Genomic DNA, 17,206 nt, shown 5'->3' on the forward strand with positions numbered 1-17,206 from the left:
ACTCGTGGTCGTCATCCTGCGGATGCTCGCCGGGCGCGTGCTGGCCCTGGTGCCGCTGCTGCTCGGCGTCATCCTTTTTGTCTTCGTGGTGATGCGGTTCTCCCCCACCGACCCGGCGCTGGCCGCGTTCGAGGGGGCCAATCCCACCCAGGAGCAGCTCGAAGCCTTCCGGGAGGCCAACGGCCTCAACGATCCGCTGCCGCTGCAGTACGTGCACTTCGTCGGGCAGCTGCTCCGGGGTGACTTCGGCACCAGCGTGATCACCAAGCAGCCGGTCGGCGAGACCATCACCACCGCGCTGCCGCTGACCGTGCAGCTCACCCTGATGGGCCTGGTGCTCGCGCTGGTGCTGGCGGTGGTGCTCGGCATCACCTCGGCGTTGTTCCGCGACCGGTGGCCGGACCAGCTGATCCGGCTGGTCACCCTGACCGGGGTGGCGGCACCGGCGTTCTGGGTGGCGCTGCTGCTGGTGCAGTGGCTGGCCGTGGGTGCGGGCCTGTTCCCGACCAGCGGCTACGTCAGCATGAACGATTCGTTCGGCGGCTGGCTGAACTCGATGGCGCTGCCCGCGATCGCGCTGGCCATGCCGGTCGCGGCGCAGCTGACCCGCATCATCCGCACCTCCGTGGTGGAGGAACTGGACCGCGACTACGTCCGGACCGCCCGCGGCGGCGGGCTGCCGCCGGTGGTCGTGGTCGGGCGCAACGTGCTGCGCAACGCGCTGGTCAACCCGCTCACCGTGCTCGGCCTCCGGGTCGGTTACCTGCTCGGCGGCGCCGTGGTGATCGAGACGATGTTCGCGCTGCCGGGAATGGGGCAGAACATGATCCAGGCCGTCAAGGACGGCGACACCGCCAAGGTGCAGGGCTTCGTGATCACCATCGCGATCGGGTTCGTGCTGGTGAACCTGATCGTCGACCTGCTGTACCTGCTGGCGAACCCGCGGCTGCGGAGCCACGCGTGAGCGGCGCGAAGCGGCTGGGCGCCGCTTCGTGGATCGCCGGCGGGCTGCTGGCGGCGCTGGTGCTGGTCGCGGTGTTCGGCGACCTGCTGACCACGCACGACCCGAACGCGCTGAGCACCGACTCCGGCGGACCGGCCGGCGGGCACTGGTTCGGCACCGACCAGTCCGGCCGGGACATCTTCTCCCGCCTGGTCGCCGGCACCCGGTGGTCGCTGGCGATCGGCCTCGGCGCGACCGCGCTCGCGCTGGTGGCCGGAGCGCTGATCGGCGCGCTCGCGGCGACCGCGGGCCGCCGCACCGACGCGGTGCTGATGCGGGTCCTCGACGTGGTGATGGCCTTCCCCGGCATCGCGCTGGCGGCCGTGCTGGTCGCGGTGTTCGGCCGCGGCATCGGCGTGCTGGTCCTGGCGATCGCCTTCGTCAACACGCCGCCGATCGCGCGGGTGGTGCGGGCGAACGTGCTGGCGCAGTACGGCGAGGACTACGTCGACGCGGAACGCGTCATCGGCGCCAAGCGCCGGTTCATCCTCGTGCGGCACGTCGCGGTCAACTGCGCGGCACCGGTGCTGGTGTTCTGCACGGTGATGGTGGCCGAGGCGATCGTGTTCGAGGCGTCGCTGTCGTTCATCGGCGCCGGCATCCAGCCGCCGGACCCGTCGTGGGGCTCGGTGCTCTCCGACGGCAAGGACCTGGTGCTGATCGGCGGCTGGTGGGCGACGGTGTTCCCCGGGCTGATGATCCTGCTGACCGTGCTGGCGCTGAACGTGCTGTCCGAGGGCATCTCCGACGCGTGGGCGGCGCCGTCGGCCCGCAGCGCGAAGGCGGGCCGCGCGGCCAAGGAGGTCGCGCTGGAAGAGGCGGCGGAGAACACCGAACCGGTGCTGCCCATTTCGGGCCTGCGCGAGGTCGGCACCCGGCTTTCGGCCGGCGAGCGGGACCTCGACGGCAAACCGGCCGTGCTCGAGGTGGAAAACCTGGCGATCTCGTTCCCGGACCGGCACAACGGGGTCGACGTGGTGGCCGGGGTCTCCTTCTCGGTGCGGGCGGGTGAGGTGCTCGGCCTGATCGGCGAGTCGGGCTGCGGCAAGTCGCTGACCTCGCTGTCCATCATGGGCCTGCAACCCCGCACGGCCAGGGTGTCCGGCCGGCTCCGGTTCGCCCAGCGGGACCTGCTCGCGCTGCGGCCCGCGGACCGGCGGCGCCACCTCGGGCACGACATCTCGATGATCTACCAGGACGCGCTCAGCTCGCTGAACCCGGCGATGACCATCCGCGCGCAGCTCAAGCAGTTCACCCGGCGCGGCGGCACCCGCACCCCGGCCGAACTGCTGGAACTGGTCAACCTCGATCCGCAGCGGACGCTGCGGGCCTATCCGCACGAGCTGTCCGGCGGGCAGCGCCAGCGGGTGCTGATCGCGATGGCGCTGTCCCGCAGCCCCAAGCTGATCGTCGCGGACGAGCCGACCACCGCCCTGGACGTCACGGTGCAGGCGCAGATCATCTCGCTGCTGCTGCGGCTCCAGGAGGAACTCGGCTTCGCGCTGATCCTGGTTTCGCACGACCTCGCGCTGGTTTCCGAGGTGGCCGACCGCGTGGTGGTGATGTACGGCGGCCAGGTCGCCGAGACCGGCACGACCGCGCGGGTGGTCGGCGCGCCCCGCCACCACTACACCCGCGGGCTGCTCAGCGCGGTGCTCTCCCTGGAGGAGAGCCGGGCGCGGCTCACCCAGATCAAGGGCGTGGTGCCCGCACCGGCCGAGTTCCCGGCGGGCTGCCGCTTCGCCGACCGCTGCCCGGCCGCCCGCGCCCGCTGCCGCACCGAGGCACCGGTCCTCGGCGGCGAGGCCACGCGGCACCAGGTGGCCTGCCACTTCCCGGCCGAGGTCGACGAAGAAGCCCTGCTCAGCGAAGGAGCGCGGTCGTGAGCCTGCTCGAACTCGACGGGGTGCACGTGGTGCACCGGATCGCCGGGGACCGGCTGTTCGGCCGGGCCGCGGTGTACGCGCTGACCGACGCGAGCCTGGAGCTGAACCCCGGCGAGACCGTGGGCGTGGTGGGCGAGTCCGGCTGCGGCAAGTCCACCCTGGCCAAGGTGATCGTCGGCCTGCAACGGCCGACCGCCGGCACGGTCCGCTACCGCGGCGACTCGCTGTGGGAGATGAGCCCCGCGGACCGGGCCGGGCGGTTCGGCCGCGACGTCGGCCTGGTCTTCCAGGACCCGGCCACCGCGCTGAACCGGCGGCTGGCGGTCTCGCGGATCATCCGCGACCCGCTCGACGTGCACCGCGTGGGCACCAAGGCTTCGCGCTCCGAACGCGTGCGGGAGCTGATGTCGCTGGTCGGCCTGCCGGACAGCGTCGCGGACGCGGTGCCGGGCCAGCTCTCCGGCGGGCAGCGGCAGCGCGTGGCCATCGCCAGGGCGCTGGCGCTGGAACCGGCGCTGCTGGTGGCCGACGAGCCGACCTCGGCGCTGGACGTCTCGGTGCGCGCGCAGATCCTGAACCTGCTCATCGACCTGCGCGAGCAGCTCGGCCTGGCGATGGTCTTCGTCTCCCACGACATCCAGACCGTGCGCAAGATGAGCGATCGCATCGTGACCATGTACCTGGGGCGCGTGGTCGAAGAGGCGCCCGCCACCGAACTGCCGCACGCGGCCAGGCACCCGTACACCGGGGCGTTGTTCTCGGCCACGCCGAGCCTGCTGAACCCGGTCGAGCCGATCGTGCTCAGCGGGCCGGTGCCCTCGGCGACCGCGCCGCCGAGCGGCTGCGTGTTCCGCACGCGGTGCCCGAAGGCCACCGAAGCCTGCGCCGCCGCCGTGCCCCCGCTGTCCACCGGTTCCCCCGGCCACACCTACCGCTGCATCCACCCGGAAAAACCCGCCGAGACCATCGGAGTGAGCCCATCATGACCGCCACGCAGTTCGCCGGGGTCATCCCGCCCCTGTGCACCCCGCTGCACGACGACTGGACCATCGACACCGCCTCGTTCCGGCGGCACATCGACGCCCAGCTGACCGCCGGTGTGCACGGGATCTTCGTGCTCGGCTCCTCCGGTGAGGTGCCCTTCTTCCCGGACGCGCACCGCCGCGTGGTGCTGGAGACCGCGGTGGAGCAGGCCGCCGGCCGGGTGCCGGTGCTGGCCGGGTGCATCGACATGACCACCCTGCGCGTGCTCGAGCACGTCCGCGACGCCGAGGCCGCCGGTGCCGACGCGATCGTGGTGACCGCGCCCTACTACACCCGCACGCACGTGGCCGAGATCGAGCGGCACCTGCGGATGATCCGCGAGCGGACCGAGCTGCCCATCTTCGCCTACGACATCCCGATGGCCGTGCACAACCGCCTGGACCGCGAGATGGTGCTGCGGCTGGCCGCCGACGGCGTGCTCGCCGGGCTGAAGGACTCCAGCGGCGACGAGGCCGGGTTCCGGTTCGTGCTGCTGGGCAAGAAGGAACGCGGGCTGGACTCGTTCGCCGTGTTCACCGGGTCGGAGCTGGTGGTGGACGCGGCGCTGGCGATGGGCGCCGACGGGGTGGTGCCCGGCCTGGCCAACGTCGACCCGGACGCCTACGTGGCCATCTACCGGCACGTGCGGGCCGGGGAGCCGGACGCCGCGCGGGAGATCCAGGAACGCCTGCTGCGCCTGTTCACCATCACCGACGTGTCGCCGCCCGCGCGGATGGGCCGGGGTTCGGCCGCGCTCGGCGCGTTCAAGGCGGCGATGAAGCTGCGCGGGTTCATCGACAACGCGGTGATGGCGCCGCCGCAGCTGCCGCTGGACGACGGGGAACTGCTGCAGATCAAGGAGAAGCTCGCCGAATCGGGGCTGGTCTGATGTCCGGCGGGATCCACTACGGCGCGGACTACAACCCCGAGCACTGGTCCGCCGAGGTGTGGGACGAGGACATCGAGCTGATGGCCGAGTCCGGGGTGACCATGGTGACCGCGGGGGTGTTCTCCTGGGCCAAGGTCGAACCGCGGCCCGGTGAGTACGACTTCGGCTGGTTCGACACGGTGATGGACAAGCTCGGCGACGCCGGGATCGAGGTGTGCCTGGCCACGATGACCGCCTCTCCCCCGCCGTGGCTGACCCACCTGCACCCCGAGGTGCTGCCGGTGCGGGCGGACGGCACCCGCCTGTCCGCCGGGGCGCGCCAGCAGTTCTGCCCGTCCAGCGAGGTGTTCCGGCACCACGCCACCCGGTTGACCGAGCAGGTCGCCACCCGCTACGGCGACCACCCGGCGCTGTCGGTGTGGCACATCGGCAACGAGTACGGCTGCCACGTCCGCGCCTGCTACTGCGACAACTCGGCGGCGGACTTCCGGCGCTGGCTGGCCGGGCGCTACGGCGGCATCGACGCGCTGAACACCGCCTGGAGCACCACGTTCTGGTCGCAGCGGTACGACGACTGGGCCGAGGTGTACCCGCCGCGGGTGGCCCCGACCTTTCCGAACCCGGCGCAGCAGCTGGACTTCCACCGGTTCTCCTCGGACGCCTCGCTCGGCTGCTTCCTGGCCGAGCAGCGGGTGCTGCGGCGGCTCACCCCGGACGTGCCGATCACCACGAACTTCGTCGGCCGGGTGCAGAAGTCGCTGGACTGGCACCGCTGGGTGCCGCACGAGGACGTGGTCAGCCTCGACTCCTACCCCGACCCGTACGACCCGCGCTCCCACGTCGAGGCCGCCTTCGCCTACGACCTGGTGCGCTCGCTCAAGGGCGGCAAGCCGTGGATGCTGCTGGAGCAGGCGCCCAGCGCGGTGAACTGGCGCAACCGCAACAGCCCCAAGCCCCCCGGCGCGATGCGGCTGGGCAGCTGGCAGGCGGTGGCCGGGGGCGCCGACGCGATCCTGTTCTTCCAGTGGCGGCAGACCAGCGGTGGCGCGGAGAAGTTCCACTCGGCGATGGTGCCGCACGGGGGCCGCGAAACCCGTACCTGGCGCGAGGTCAGCACGCTCGGCCGGGAACTGGCCACGGTCTCGGAACTGGCGGGCACCACCGTCGACGCCGGGGTGGCGCTGCTGCACGACTGGGAGAACTGGTGGGCGCTGGAGCTGAACTCGCACCCGTCCGGTGACCTCGACCACCTGGAAACGCAACTGGCGCACTACGCCCCGCTCTTCGACGCCGGGATCACCTGCGACGTGCGGCACCCGTCGGCCGACCTGTCGGCCTACCGGCTCGTGGTGGTGCCGAACCTGTACCTGATGGACGAGGCGGTCGCGGCGAACCTGCGCCGCTACGTCGAGCGGGGAGGGCACCTGGTGGTGTCGTTCTTCTCGGGCATCGTGGACGGCTGCGACCGCGCGTACCTCGGCGGTTATCCCGCACCGCTGCGTGACCTCCTCGGCTTGCGGGTGGACGAGTTCTGGCCGCTGCCCGACGGCGGTTCGGCCGCGCTCCGGTTCGGTGACGGGACGGAGACCGGTGCGACGCTGTGGTCGGAATGGGTCGAACTCGAAGGCGCCGAGGTGATCGCCGGTTTTTCCGGTGGTGAGCTGGACGGGCGTCCGGCGGTGACCCGGCACGAGTTCGGTTCCGGGGTCGCGTGGTACCTGGCGACCCGGCCGGACGCCGGCGGCATGAGAGCCCTGTTCGACCGGATCACGGCGGAGGCGTCGGCCGCTCCGGTGCTGCCGGGCCTGCCGGACGGGGTGCAGGCCGTGGTCCGCCGGGGTGGCGAGCACCGGTACCTGATCCTGCTGAACCACAACACCACCGAGGTCACCGTGCCGCTGCCCGAGGCGGCACCGGATCTGCTGGGTGATCCCGGGGCCGAGCTGGACTCGGTCGCGCTCGCCTCGCGTGGGGTCGCCGTGCTGAGGAGGAAGTCGTGAGACGTGCGCTGTTCCTGGTTTGCCTGCTGCTGGCGGGTTTCGCGGTGCCCGCCACCGCGGCGCCCGCGGTCGAGCAGCAGGTGCTGTTCAAGGCGTCGCAGGATCCGGGGTACGCCTGCTTCCGGATCCCCGCGATCGTGAAGACCGTGCGCGGCACGCTGCTCGCCTTCGCCGAGGGCCGGGTGGACAACTGCGGTGACACCGGTGACATCGACCTGGTGCTCAAGCGGTCCGAGGACGGCGGGCGCACCTGGTCCCCCATGCAGGTGGTGGACTCCGGTGACGGTGACACCCACGGCAACCCGGTGCCGGTCGTGGACCGGCAGACCGGGCGGATCGTGCTGATCAGCACCCACAACGCGGGGCGTGACGACGACAAGGGCTGCGCCATCCCGTGCCCGCGCTTCCCGCACCAGCAGCACAGCGACGACGACGGGAAGACGTGGTCGGTGCCGCGGGACATCGGCGCGCAGGTCAAGCGTCCGGAGTGGACGGCGTGGTACGCCTCGGGTCCCGTGCACGGCATCCAGCTGGAAAAGGGCCCGCACGCCGGGCGTTTGGTGTTCGGCGTGAACGCGGAAACCGCGAGCGGTACCGATTCGGTGGAGAACCACGCGGCGCTCGTCTACAGCGACGACCACGGGGACAGCTGGGAGATCGGGGCGCTGAACAACTTCCCGCACCCGGTTGGTGGTACGTACACGCAGAAACCGCAGGAGATCAGCGTCGCGGAACTGGCGGACGGCTCGGTCTACGCGGCCGGGCGCGAGCAGGGCGGGACCGATGTCGGGAACCGGACCTTCGCGCTCAGCCGGGACGGCGGGGAATCCTTCAGCACACCGTTCACCACCATCCCGGATCTGGTGACGCCGATCGTGCAGGGTTCGGTGCTGCGGCTGCAACGGCCCGGCAAGCCCGAGCGGCTGCTGTTCTCGTCGCCGTCGGACACCGACCGGCGGCGGTGGATGATGATCCGCTCGTCCTACGACGGCGGGCGCAGCTGGGAGACCGTGGAACAGGGGACGCGGCTGACCTCGGACTGGTCCGGGTACTCGGATCTGGTGCAGATCAGCGGTCCTTCGTCGCGTGCGGTGGAGATCGGGCTGATGTACGAGGGTGGCCCGGTGGACGCGCGTGACGAGATCCGGTTCGCGCGGTTCGGCGAGGAGCACCTGGGTTGGCAGAACCCTCCTGGACCGTCCACTCCGGACCTCTCACGACGGCACTCGGATGCGACGGTGGTCGGCGGTTCGTCCGTGGTGGACGGCCGGTTCGGGCGGGCGCTGCGCCTGGGCGGGTACCTGCGGGTGCCCTACGACAGCGCCCAGTTGCCGGGTACCGGTGACTTCACCTGGAGCGGCTGGTTCCGCTACGGCGGTCAGGGTGATCAGGTGCTGACCTGGCTGGGTGGCATGGGCGGCACCGCGCCGCAGGTGTGGCTGCGGGCCGAGCCCCGGCTGGACCGGCTGGTCGCCACCATGACCACGACGGGCGGCACCAGGACCATCACCACGGCCGGTGCCTACGACGACCAGCTTTGGCACCACGTCGCACTGCGCCGGACCGGGGGCCGGCTGACGCTGACCGTCGACGGCGGCGAGGCAGCCGCGGGCACGGCACCGGCTGGGGCGGTGGGGCAGACGGTTTCGTGGCAGTTCATCGTGGGGCAGCGGCTGGACAACACGCAGCGGTGGACCGGGGACCTGGACGAGATCCGGTTCTACCGGCGGGCGTTGTCGGATGCTGAGCTGGAGGGGATCCGGGTGCGGAATGCGGTGGGGGCGGACGGGTTGGTGGTGCGGTTGCCGCTGGACCGGGTTTCCCGGGAGTGAGCCCCACCCCGCTCTTTTAGTGTGACTACGGCGGAGATCGCTTCGTCAAGGCTGGGGATGTCAAGTTGCGACTGACCTACTAATTGCCGGGAGACTGTAACCGCAGGTCAGAGTAGCTCTGAAGAGGAGCTCCGATGGCGGCACTCTCGTCCCGGCCTGGCTAGTTGGCCAGGCCGGGACGAGAGTGGAGGGTCCCCCGAGCACGAGCTAGCTGCCCAGTAGGTGACGGGCCGGGGGCGGGGGGTTGAGCCGGGCTAGCAGGTGGTTGAGAGTGTCTTCACGGCTGAGGGCCTTCGTCGCCAGTTGGTCGAATGCCTCGATCGGCTGCCGTGCTGACTGTGCGTTGGCGCGCGCGAAGGTGTAGCCAGCGACCTCGGAGACGAGCCGTGGCGGGGCTGGTTTCTTGAAGTAGTAGAGCGTCGCGGAGAAACCCAGGAGTGGGTGGCTGCCGACGTTGAACGGTATGAGGCGTAGCTCGAAGTTCGGCAAATCCATGGCGAGGTCGCGGAGGTGAGCAAGTTGCTCGCGCATGGCGGCTTCGCTGCCGATCTTGACGTTCAGCACGGCCTCGCCGAGGTAGCAGCGGTATCGCAATGGCGGCCTGTCGTGGGGCCTGTGGAGAATGTGTTGGCGGGCGAGGTGGAAGTTCGCCAGGTTCGCGGCCTTATAGATAGTCGGCTCGGTGGATGCGCTGAAAGCCTCGGCGTAGGACCGCACTTGCAGGAGCGGCGGTATCACGTCTCCGGAGTAGTAGCAAGCTGCGACGGCTTGAGCTTCGAGTTCAACGATGCGGCGAAGCCGCTTCGGAGGCGTGTAGTTGCCATAGACACTGCGTCTGGGTTTAGCCTGCCGCACGTGCGCCAGGATCCGGTCACGCTCCGCTTCTGGAACGCCGTAACTGATCAGTAGACGTTCCGCCTCGGCTGGTTTCGGCCGCGAGCGCGCGAGTTCCAGATCGCCGATCTTCGACGATGTGCACCCGAGGATGTCAGCGGCATCCTCACGGGAGACGCCCGCCCGCTTACGGAGTTGTTCGAACAACGCGCCGAGGTCGGGCCGAGGACCCGAGATGGTGAAGGTCGGTACGAGGTCTGTTGTGGTGCCGAAGGACGGGTTGCTTCGTGAGGAGTGCTTGCTGTCCACTCCGCTCCTGTTCTGATGGGTACGTCAGGTTGCGACTTATGCACTGAAGCCATCTCCCTCTATCCCCGCAGGTCGAAGGTCTGCGGCGATAGAGGGGAGGGCAGATCGTTCAGGGCGTTGCCACAACATCCGCGCGGGTCGAAGCTGGTGGTTGGCCGAACGGATGAGGTGGCAGACGGTTACAGCGGCAGGGACCACTGAGTGTCCGAGTCCGGATGACGTATGACCTGGCCACCCGGCGGGGTGATGGTGATCGTGAAGTCCTCCGGGCGTGGCCGTGCGAGTCGGTTCCACAACTCGTGGGCGGCCTCTAGCTCGTCCCACAGGTGTCGGTGGCCGCTCTGGGTGACTTGGCTCTCCTCGCCGGTGATGCCTTCGATGTTCACGCGCGCCCAGGACTCGCTGCGCGAGTCGGTGAGGCAGAAGTACATCGGACCGCCCTTGATTCGTGTCCGACCGGCCCGTGTACCCGGCATGGCCAGTTGCGCGAGGAAGGCGAATTCACGTTTTCGGAGCTGGGCAGGCAGGAGGTTGGTGCTCCGGGTCTCGCCCGGTGCGCTGACCGCGCGCGAGGCCAGGTTGGGCGACTCCCGGGGCGTGAGTTCTTCGCTGCGCAGTGGCATGAAGTTCACGGTTTCGGGCAGGAAGCGGCCGTGGGCGGACTGGTCGGAGTCCACGGTGAGGCGGGCGAGGTTGCCGGCGAAGTCGCCGCGCAGGTCGGTCAGGATGGTGCCTCCTGGCCGTACTTGACGAAGCCAGTGTGGCGGCACCTGCCGCAGGGCTGCTGTGGCGATGATGCGGTCGTAGGGTGCTCGAGTCGGGTAGCCGAGGTACCCGTCTGCCACGGCGAGCGTCGGGTCCAGGCCGAGGTGATCGAGTCGCTTCCGTGCCTCGGTGACGCATCGCGGGTCGATGTCCACGGAGGTGACCGCGTTCGGGCCTAGACGGCGGGAGAGTAAGCCGGCCATCCACCCGGTTCCGGTTCCGATCTCCAGTACGGCGTCGCCCTCGGAAGCCTGGCTGGCCTCCAGCATGGTGGCTACCACCGATGGCGCCGAACACGACGTGGTGACCACGTTGCGCTCATCGATAACGGTGAGTAACGCCTCGTCGTAGTAGACGGCGCGAAGCCATTCCTCTCGCCGGGCCTGGTCGGCGACGTCGAGTACTTGGCCGCCCAGGTTGTCCGGGAGGGTGAACCGCGGCGCGAACAGGTGTCGGCGGGTGGCCTCGAAGGCATCTCGCCAAGCGCGTGCAGTCAGCCTGCCGGTGGCCAAGAGGTGGTCGATGAGTGCTCGGTTCAGCTCGCCGGCCAGGTGATGCAGGCGGCCATCCTGCTCGATCACGTCAGTCACCACTTCCCCCTGCCAGCAGCTCGGCGATGGCATCCGCGATGGGAAGCGCTGTCGCGTCCTCTATCCAGCCCCACTGCCCGCTCGGGTTCAAGTCGACGAAGTAGTGCATGTCGTCGGCTGTTACGACGAAATCCGCCGCTGCGAAGCTCAGCCCGAGCTGGTCGGTCATCTTCAGGAGCGACGACTCGACGCTTTCGGGAAGATCCACGGGTTCGTAACGCAGTGCTTTGTAGTCCGCGCGCCAGTCCAGCAGCTCACCGGCGGTCTCGTCGTCCACCAGGATGTTCGCCGCGAACACTCGCTTGCCCACCACGGTCGCGCGCACGTCTCGCACCTTGGGCACGCGCTCCTGGAACTGGTGCGCAGTGAGCGCGACCCGGAGGTCAGACATCTGCGAGACGGTGACCGGGGTGGTGTACACCAGCGACACACGCTGGCCGTCGGGCACGGACGCGCCCGAGAGCGTCTTGTAGACGACCGAGCCGCCCAGGCGGGCGCTGTGTTCGGCAGCGTCGCCTGGGACGTTGGAGACCGCTGTGCGTGGCACGTGCAGCCCGCACGCCGCGGCGGTGGCGAGCTGGAGCGGTTTGTACTCCGCGTCCGCGGCCCTGGATGGGTGGTTCACCCATGAGCACCACGGCAGGCTCATGAGAAGACCACCGAACCCCCGGCGGGCTTCGCGGGCGGCGAACCGTTGCTCAGCGTCATTCATCGCCTCTGGGAAGGTGAACGCGGTCGGCCTGCGGACATACACGCTGCGGATGTCGCGCAGGCCGACCGATCCGCCCGGAGTGCGGATGTCGCCGTGCCAGGAGCCGTCGAACCAGGCGCTCACACTCAGCGAGAGCGGGAAATCGCCGGTGTCCGCTCGAACGACCTGTACGTCTCGACGTTCCAGTTGCCGAACAACTAGATCAGCCGATTTGTCGCTCGGCTCGGTGAGCACCAGCACGGTGTCGGCCGCGGGGAATGATTCGAGGTTCATGGCGTTGACGAGTCCTTTGCTCGTGATGTCAGATGTCGTTGGCGATGTCGTACCGGGTGTCGCCTTCGTCGTTGCCGTCCGTGGATTGCTCCGTCACGCTCTCGGTGGCCATCGTGAGGCCGTTCGCGGAATGCGCGGAGACAACGTTGCGCGGAGCGGTCCGCAGCATGAGCCCGAAGGGGGTTGCCTCGGTGTCTGAAATCGACTCGGCGGTCGGCACGAAGCCCCTGCGAACCCCGAGTCCGAATCGTTCGTCCGCGTCCGTGAATGCCATTCGTGTCGCCATCATTTTCCTTTCCGGAAGGTTCCTTGTTATTCCATTGAACGCGGGTTGCACGCTAATGCGAGTAGCCATTTTCACTCACTCTCCGATTGAGGACTTGACGGTATTCGAACTAGCATATTCGATCCACTCAGTTTGAATTGCGATGTCGCCCTCCATTCCTGCTACGGTCCTAGTGTGAATTTCATCCTGCGCTTCAGCTCCTGAACCCGGTTTGGACTAACAGGAACATATCCCAGCTTGGTCCGGGCGAAGTATTTGTTTTCTCTATGCATGCGGTTCAATTCGTGCACCGCCGACGCGTCAAGCAGATATTTTGGGTGCACGCGGACGAACCCGGCCTGCTCCCAGGCGCGCGACAAGGTGAGAATTGGCAGTCTTGCAGTATGCGTACCCGCGAATGTATGCAAACGAACATGGTCGTCAGTTGCCTCAACGAATATGACGTCGGATCTTCGTATGAACCGAGCCGGACTTGTAGGGTAGACGGTAACTACAGGAAGCGAGTTCAAGTTCAAATCGCCTCGGACAGTGTCTCCGCAAAGCACCGCGGCTTCATCGCGAAGATTATCCAACGCCAGCAGGTGCCCACTTAACCGATCTTGTCCCGCCGAAGTTATTCGATATTGATAACCAAAAACGCTGGATCTCGATCGTGCATAGCCAACCATTCGCAGATGAGTTAATTGATCCAGTAGGACCACTTCTGGAATGCAAGTCTCGTCAGCTATTACGCGTAGTGTTTTCCATTGGTCTCCCCAGAGGCTGCACATCGCAAATAGGCGCACGGGCTCGACAAGAAACACGTCTTGTTCGACGCGAGCCTTAACACGCTCACTTCGATTAGTCATAGTTTCTGGGTGATTCCAGTTCTATCCGCGCAAATATCTCTATCTGCCCTCTTGGCGGGCCAAGTTAACGCAATACGGACAAGGCATGCCCTTGAATTTCCCAAGAATTTCCAGATCTGCGATTTCAAAGGTGCTGCCACAGAGGGATACCACTTCAGTGGTCGCGCCGGGCGAAGGTGGTCGAGCGGGAAACATGTGAACGCTTCGTCGTGTTTCGCCGACTATTGCCCCCAAGGTATTTACGCGACGCAATCTAGCGATAACAAGCGCCGAGACCGCCTGGCTGCTCATTGATTCTCCTGTGGCCATGGCCGACACTTCGGACATTGCTCATCCTTCGCGCTAATTGGATCCGAGTTAACCGCAGCCATCACGCCGCAATGCGCAATTACTAGAATTTCGCGACCGTGCGATAGAGTGACAGTAAGGCTGTCGACTACGTGAATTAAGTTTCGATTCGCTAAGCCGCGTGCAATGGTGCCCGATTTCGCCTTGAACGACCTTGGGTAAGGGCTCGGCACTCGGCGAATGTTCGTTCGAGCTGACTGCTCCGCAGTCGCGTCCTTGGTCTCGATCTCGTCGCGAGGGCTCGGCAGATCGAGGGTTCCGTCCTTCACGGGCTCGAACCAACCTGCGTCGGCCTGGTCGAGTCTGGTCTCTGGCCTCTCAGCGGAAACCGCTGCGTGTCCGATAGTGGTCATCGGTACTCCCGATCCGAGCCGCGGGGTGGACCTGGCTGGCGCGGCCGGGTCGAAGTCACCGACCGCGTCAGCCAGGTGGTGCGACTGGGTACGTCCGCGCCTCCGGGAACCCAGCCGTCAAGGGCCTCCGACAAGCGTCTGCCGGTGCCCAACGCGCGACGGGCGCAGCTCGACTCTTGCTCGAACGACGCGTCGCGGCGACACCCGGTGGTCAGGGCCAACTCGGGCCGGGGAACCTGACCACCGGGCTGCTTCGATCGACTGAAGGCCCGCGAACCAGGGTGAGCCGAGGTGACGGGCCTCGTGCACGCTGCAAGGTGTGCGCACTGTCGCCGCATCCGAACCTCCTATAGGCGAAGCCGCTGGTCACAGGGCGTCTAGTGATCAGTCACAGGCTGTACCCCAGTCGTCTGACTTCGGTACGACACGACGTTGACGTCCTCTGCCTTCTTCTGCCTTCTCGCCTTGCGTCGGTTCGATGGGGAGCCACCAGCCCTTAGCCTGGAGATCGACAGCAAGGAGGTGGGATGGAAGTAGAAGGTCTTCCCCGCACGCGCCTTGAGCAGCTGATGCAGCAACGGCACATGTCAGTCGGAGACGTTCGTAAGCGGTTCAGAGAACTCAGTGGCGGTGTTGAGGTCTCGGACCGACAGGTGTATCGCTGGCGAAATGGCGAGCTCAAGTCGGTGCCGTTCCATCACGGTCAAGCTGCTCTGGAACAGATCTTCGGCGAGTCCGCGGACCGGTTGCTGGGGCCGCCGCACGGCAGTGGCCTGGTTCGGCGTGCCACCCAACCCGAGCTGGCCAGCTCGCTGGGCGAGCCCGACTGGCAAGGACGAGTCATCGCAATGAGTGCAGAGCGCGCACGGCAGTTTCTGCACAGGACGGAGGCAAGTAACGTGGGGTCTGAGACTTTGGACCAGCTGGCGGACGACGTCCGCAGTCTGACCGTCCGCTATCAGGTTGAGCCGCTATCAGCCATTCTCGACACGATGAGCAACACACAAGCTCAGGTTTTTCACCTGCTTGAGGGGCACCAAAAGCCAGCGCAAACCCGCGATCTTTACCTTCTGGCCGGAGTCGCTTCTGGCCTGATGGCTCGGGCTTCGCATGATCTCGGGGCCTCGGAAGAGGCCATGACACAAGCGCGGGTCGCTTACACCTCGGCGGAGAACGCCGGACATGATGGTCTCAAAACCTGGGTACGCGGACTCCAGTCTCTCATTTCTTATTGGGCAGGCAACTACAATGCCTCTGTCAGGTATGCCAAGGAGGGTGCCCAATCGGCAGAGCGAAGCCGCAACACGTCTGCGGTCTGGCTTGCTGCTGGCGAGGCACGTTCCCTCGCCGCTCTCGGGGACATCGAGTCAGCCCAGGCGGCGGTAGGCCGAGCGGACGCGGCACGTGAAGTAGTACGCCCGGACGACTTGGACGAACTGGGCGGGCTATGCACATTCAAGCGATCCCGTCAGCTGTATTACGCGGCTGAGGCGCTTGCGTGGGCAGGGCCTGAGATGGCAATGCAAGCCGAACGAACGGCGCTCGATGCGATCGCGGAGTATGATCAAGCGCCCGCAGTCGAGCGACCGTTCGGGGACGTGGCCGGCACTTGGTGCGCGCTCGCAATCGCCAGGATGGAACAGGCTCAGTACGACGGAGCCTTGGAGGCCATGTCCAATGTCCTAGAGCTGCCGCCTGCTCAGCGGACTCACGGCGTGGTCTCCGCAGTCCACCGTGTGCAGCAAAACCTCAACGCGCGACAACTTGAAGGTCGCGTTGCCGCTGAACTCGACGACTCGATGTCGTCCTTCGCTGCTCAAAGGCTCGCCCTGCCGCAGTAGCAGGCACTAGAAAGGTCTCGTGTGAATGGGTGTTCATCTCAGTTCCGATTCGGTGCAGTTGCGGGAGTTCCGCGCTGACGATGCTGACGACGTATTCAACATTATCGGCAACGACAGAGTTACGAGATTCCTTTCTTTCGATAGCCGCACACGAGAGCAGGCAAGGGACATGATCGCTGGTGCGGTCGAACGCAGTTCCGCAGAGCCGCGGGTCGAGTACTACTTGGCGGTCACGCCGCTGGATGATTCTCGTCTTGTGGGATTCTGCCGCCTGGCGTTGTCGGGTACGAAGGCGGCCAAGCTCGGCTATGCCGTCGCTGCGGAACACTGGGGAAGGGGATACGCCACCGACGCAGCCAAAGCCATGACGAGCTTCGGGTTCCACCAGCTCGGCCTCCATCGTGTCACGGCTGCGATTGGCCCTGATAATCACGCTTCGATCGCCGTAGTGAAGAAACTGGGTTTCATTCACGAAGGTGTTCTTCGAGACCACGTCTTCACCAACGGCGCTTGGCGTGACTCCCTCTTGTACTCGGTGCTTGAAGACGAATGGCGGTACGGCTAGGCAAGGAGTTCCACTTCCGCTGGGCATCGAACGCCACCCGAAACTCCCCCAGGCGTTCAGGCAAGCAGTTGGATCGCCAACCAGTAGCCGCCTCCACCGGTTACCAGGCCGATGAGCAGGCCACCGGTGATCTCGGCGAGAGTGTGGTGGCGCAGGCTGATGCGTGACCAGCACACCCAGGCCACCAGTGCCAGGAGCAGCAGCATGAGCGGGGTGCTGTAGGTGATCGCCAGGGTGAGCACGGCGCCAAGGGCAACGGCCGCGTGCATGGAGACCTTGAGCCGCAGGCCGAAGGTGACAGCGACACTGACGACCAGGCTGCCGAGCATCGCGGCGGCAAGAGCGGTCAGTTGGTACGGGGCGCCGCCGAGGATGAGGACGAGGAAGCCGGTGGCCAGCGAGCCGATGCAGGCCGTGAAGGGGATGAGGCGCCCGGTCCGGTTGGTGACGTGGTGGCTGTCCCATCGGCCCTGGCGGGCACCGCGCACGATGACCGCCATGGGGATGAGCGAGCCGGTGACGCCGACGAGCAAGCCCCACAGCAGCGTCTCGGCGGGGTGGTACTCGGTGGCTCGCCAGGCGACGACGATGGGAAGGCCGAGGACCCAGATCCAGGGGGCCAGAATCTCGGTGCCGAGCCGGGCGAACCGGGATTCGGCCGGTTCAACCTGCGGGGTGGCTGCCTGCATGGCGAGCGTGCTCCTCACGGATGGTGGCGACGATGGGCGAGAGGGAGTAGGCGGTGGATACCGCAGCTAGTGCTGTGACCACATAGGTTGGCCGGGTTGGTCAGGCGGCGTGTGTGACGCGCTGGCCCCAGGTGCGGTGGCGTTCGCTGCGAATACGTGC

At 67.1% G+C, this 17,206-nt stretch carries 14 protein-coding genes; 8 read left to right on the top strand and 6 right to left on the bottom strand.

What is annotated here, in order from left to right:
* The first annotated feature begins 4 nt into the window (after positions 1–4).
* From AC07EG_RS21670 to AC07EG_RS21695, 6 genes are read left to right on the top strand one after another with little or no spacing between them, the layout of a single operon-like run.
* Positions 5–964, top strand: a complete 960-nt coding sequence (locus AC07EG_RS21670) for an ABC transporter permease (protein WP_478254942.1) — start codon at positions 5–7, stop codon at positions 962–964.
* Positions 961–2,889, top strand: a complete 1,929-nt coding sequence (locus AC07EG_RS21675) for a dipeptide/oligopeptide/nickel ABC transporter permease/ATP-binding protein (RefSeq protein ID WP_478254943.1) — start codon at positions 961–963, stop codon at positions 2,887–2,889. Before AC07EG_RS21670 ends, AC07EG_RS21675 begins: the two co-directional genes overlap by 4 nt.
* Positions 2,886–3,875: an oligopeptide/dipeptide ABC transporter ATP-binding protein gene (locus AC07EG_RS21680; RefSeq protein ID WP_478254944.1), complete on the top strand. Its 990-nt coding sequence runs from the start codon at positions 2,886–2,888 to the stop codon at positions 3,873–3,875. Before AC07EG_RS21675 ends, AC07EG_RS21680 begins: the two co-directional genes overlap by 4 nt.
* Positions 3,872–4,801 carry a dihydrodipicolinate synthase family protein gene (locus tag AC07EG_RS21685; protein ID WP_478254945.1) on the top strand — a complete coding sequence of 310 codons (930 nt, stop codon included), beginning with the start codon at positions 3,872–3,874 and terminating at the stop codon, positions 4,799–4,801. The genes AC07EG_RS21680 and AC07EG_RS21685 overlap by 4 nt, the downstream gene beginning before the upstream one ends.
* Positions 4,801–6,801: a beta-galactosidase gene (locus AC07EG_RS21690; RefSeq protein WP_478254946.1), complete on the top strand. Its 2,001-nt coding sequence runs from the start codon at positions 4,801–4,803 to the stop codon at positions 6,799–6,801. The genes AC07EG_RS21685 and AC07EG_RS21690 overlap by 1 nt, the downstream gene beginning before the upstream one ends.
* Positions 6,798–8,633 (top strand): exo-alpha-sialidase, encoded by a 1,836-nt coding sequence (locus AC07EG_RS21695; protein ID WP_478254947.1) that lies wholly within the window; start codon positions 6,798–6,800, stop codon positions 8,631–8,633. Before AC07EG_RS21690 ends, AC07EG_RS21695 begins: the two co-directional genes overlap by 4 nt.
* Positions 8,634–8,840: 207 nt before the next feature.
* Here AC07EG_RS21695 and AC07EG_RS21700 read toward each other — a convergent pair whose 3' ends face one another.
* From AC07EG_RS21700 to AC07EG_RS21720, 5 genes are all read right to left on the bottom strand, one after another.
* Entirely contained in the window at positions 8,841–9,776 is a 936-nt protein-coding gene (locus AC07EG_RS21700) for a helix-turn-helix domain-containing protein (protein WP_478254948.1), read from the bottom strand.
* Between the two features lie 179 nt (positions 9,777–9,955).
* On the bottom strand, positions 9,956–11,131 hold the full coding sequence (locus AC07EG_RS21705; protein ID WP_478254949.1) for a methyltransferase domain-containing protein: 1,176 nt from the start codon (positions 11,129–11,131) through the stop codon (positions 9,956–9,958).
* Complete coding sequence (gene tgmB, locus AC07EG_RS21710; RefSeq protein ID WP_478254950.1) at positions 11,124–12,116, bottom strand: ATP-grasp ribosomal peptide maturase; 993 nt, start codon at positions 12,114–12,116, stop codon at positions 11,124–11,126. The genes AC07EG_RS21705 and tgmB overlap by 8 nt, the downstream gene beginning before the upstream one ends.
* A 28-nt stretch (positions 12,117–12,144) precedes the next feature.
* Positions 12,145–12,390: a hypothetical protein gene (locus tag AC07EG_RS21715; RefSeq protein ID WP_478254951.1), complete on the bottom strand. Its 246-nt coding sequence runs from the start codon at positions 12,388–12,390 to the stop codon at positions 12,145–12,147.
* Positions 12,391–12,563: 173 nt separating this feature from the next.
* On the bottom strand, positions 12,564–13,250 hold the full coding sequence (locus AC07EG_RS21720; protein ID WP_478254952.1) for a LytTR family DNA-binding domain-containing protein: 687 nt from the start codon (positions 13,248–13,250) through the stop codon (positions 12,564–12,566).
* 1,228 nt (positions 13,251–14,478) lie between these two features.
* Here AC07EG_RS21720 and AC07EG_RS21725 point away from each other — a divergent pair.
* Together AC07EG_RS21725 and AC07EG_RS21730 are read left to right on the top strand one after the other, a co-directional pair.
* Positions 14,479–15,792 (top strand): helix-turn-helix domain-containing protein, encoded by a 1,314-nt coding sequence (locus AC07EG_RS21725; protein WP_478254953.1) that lies wholly within the window; start codon positions 14,479–14,481, stop codon positions 15,790–15,792.
* Between the two features lie 25 nt (positions 15,793–15,817).
* Complete coding sequence (locus AC07EG_RS21730) at positions 15,818–16,357, top strand: GNAT family N-acetyltransferase (RefSeq protein WP_478254954.1); 540 nt, start codon at positions 15,818–15,820, stop codon at positions 16,355–16,357.
* 56 nt (positions 16,358–16,413) lie between these two features.
* On the opposite strand, the gene AC07EG_RS21735 is transcribed toward AC07EG_RS21730, so the two are convergent.
* Positions 16,414–17,046 carry a hypothetical protein gene (locus AC07EG_RS21735; protein ID WP_478254955.1) on the bottom strand — a complete coding sequence of 211 codons (633 nt, stop codon included), beginning with the start codon at positions 17,044–17,046 and terminating at the stop codon, positions 16,414–16,416.
* Positions 17,047–17,206 lie beyond the last annotated feature (160 nt).

Source organism: Amycolatopsis sp. NPDC045836, from assembly GCF_056431745.1.

Excerpts from the sequence above, each read along its gene's own strand:
- AC07EG_RS21735 (WP_478254955.1), bottom strand. The coding sequence starts at position 17,046 with ATGCAGGCAGCCACCCCGCAGGTTGAACCGGCCGAATCCCGGTTCGCC.
- AC07EG_RS21730 (WP_478254954.1), top strand. The coding sequence starts at position 15,818 with ATGGGTGTTCATCTCAGTTCCGATTCGGTGCAGTTGCGGGAGTTCCGC.
- AC07EG_RS21690 (WP_478254946.1), top strand. The coding sequence starts at position 4,801 with ATGTCCGGCGGGATCCACTACGGCGCGGACTACAACCCCGAGCACTGG.
- tgmB (WP_478254950.1), bottom strand. The coding sequence starts at position 12,116 with ATGAACCTCGAATCATTCCCCGCGGCCGACACCGTGCTGGTGCTCACC.
- AC07EG_RS21725 (WP_478254953.1), top strand. The coding sequence starts at position 14,479 with ATGGAAGTAGAAGGTCTTCCCCGCACGCGCCTTGAGCAGCTGATGCAG.
- AC07EG_RS21720 (WP_478254952.1), bottom strand. The coding sequence starts at position 13,250 with ATGACTAATCGAAGTGAGCGTGTTAAGGCTCGCGTCGAACAAGACGTG.
- AC07EG_RS21715 (WP_478254951.1), bottom strand. The coding sequence starts at position 12,390 with ATGGCATTCACGGACGCGGACGAACGATTCGGACTCGGGGTTCGCAGG.
- AC07EG_RS21685 (WP_478254945.1), top strand. The coding sequence starts at position 3,872 with ATGACCGCCACGCAGTTCGCCGGGGTCATCCCGCCCCTGTGCACCCCG.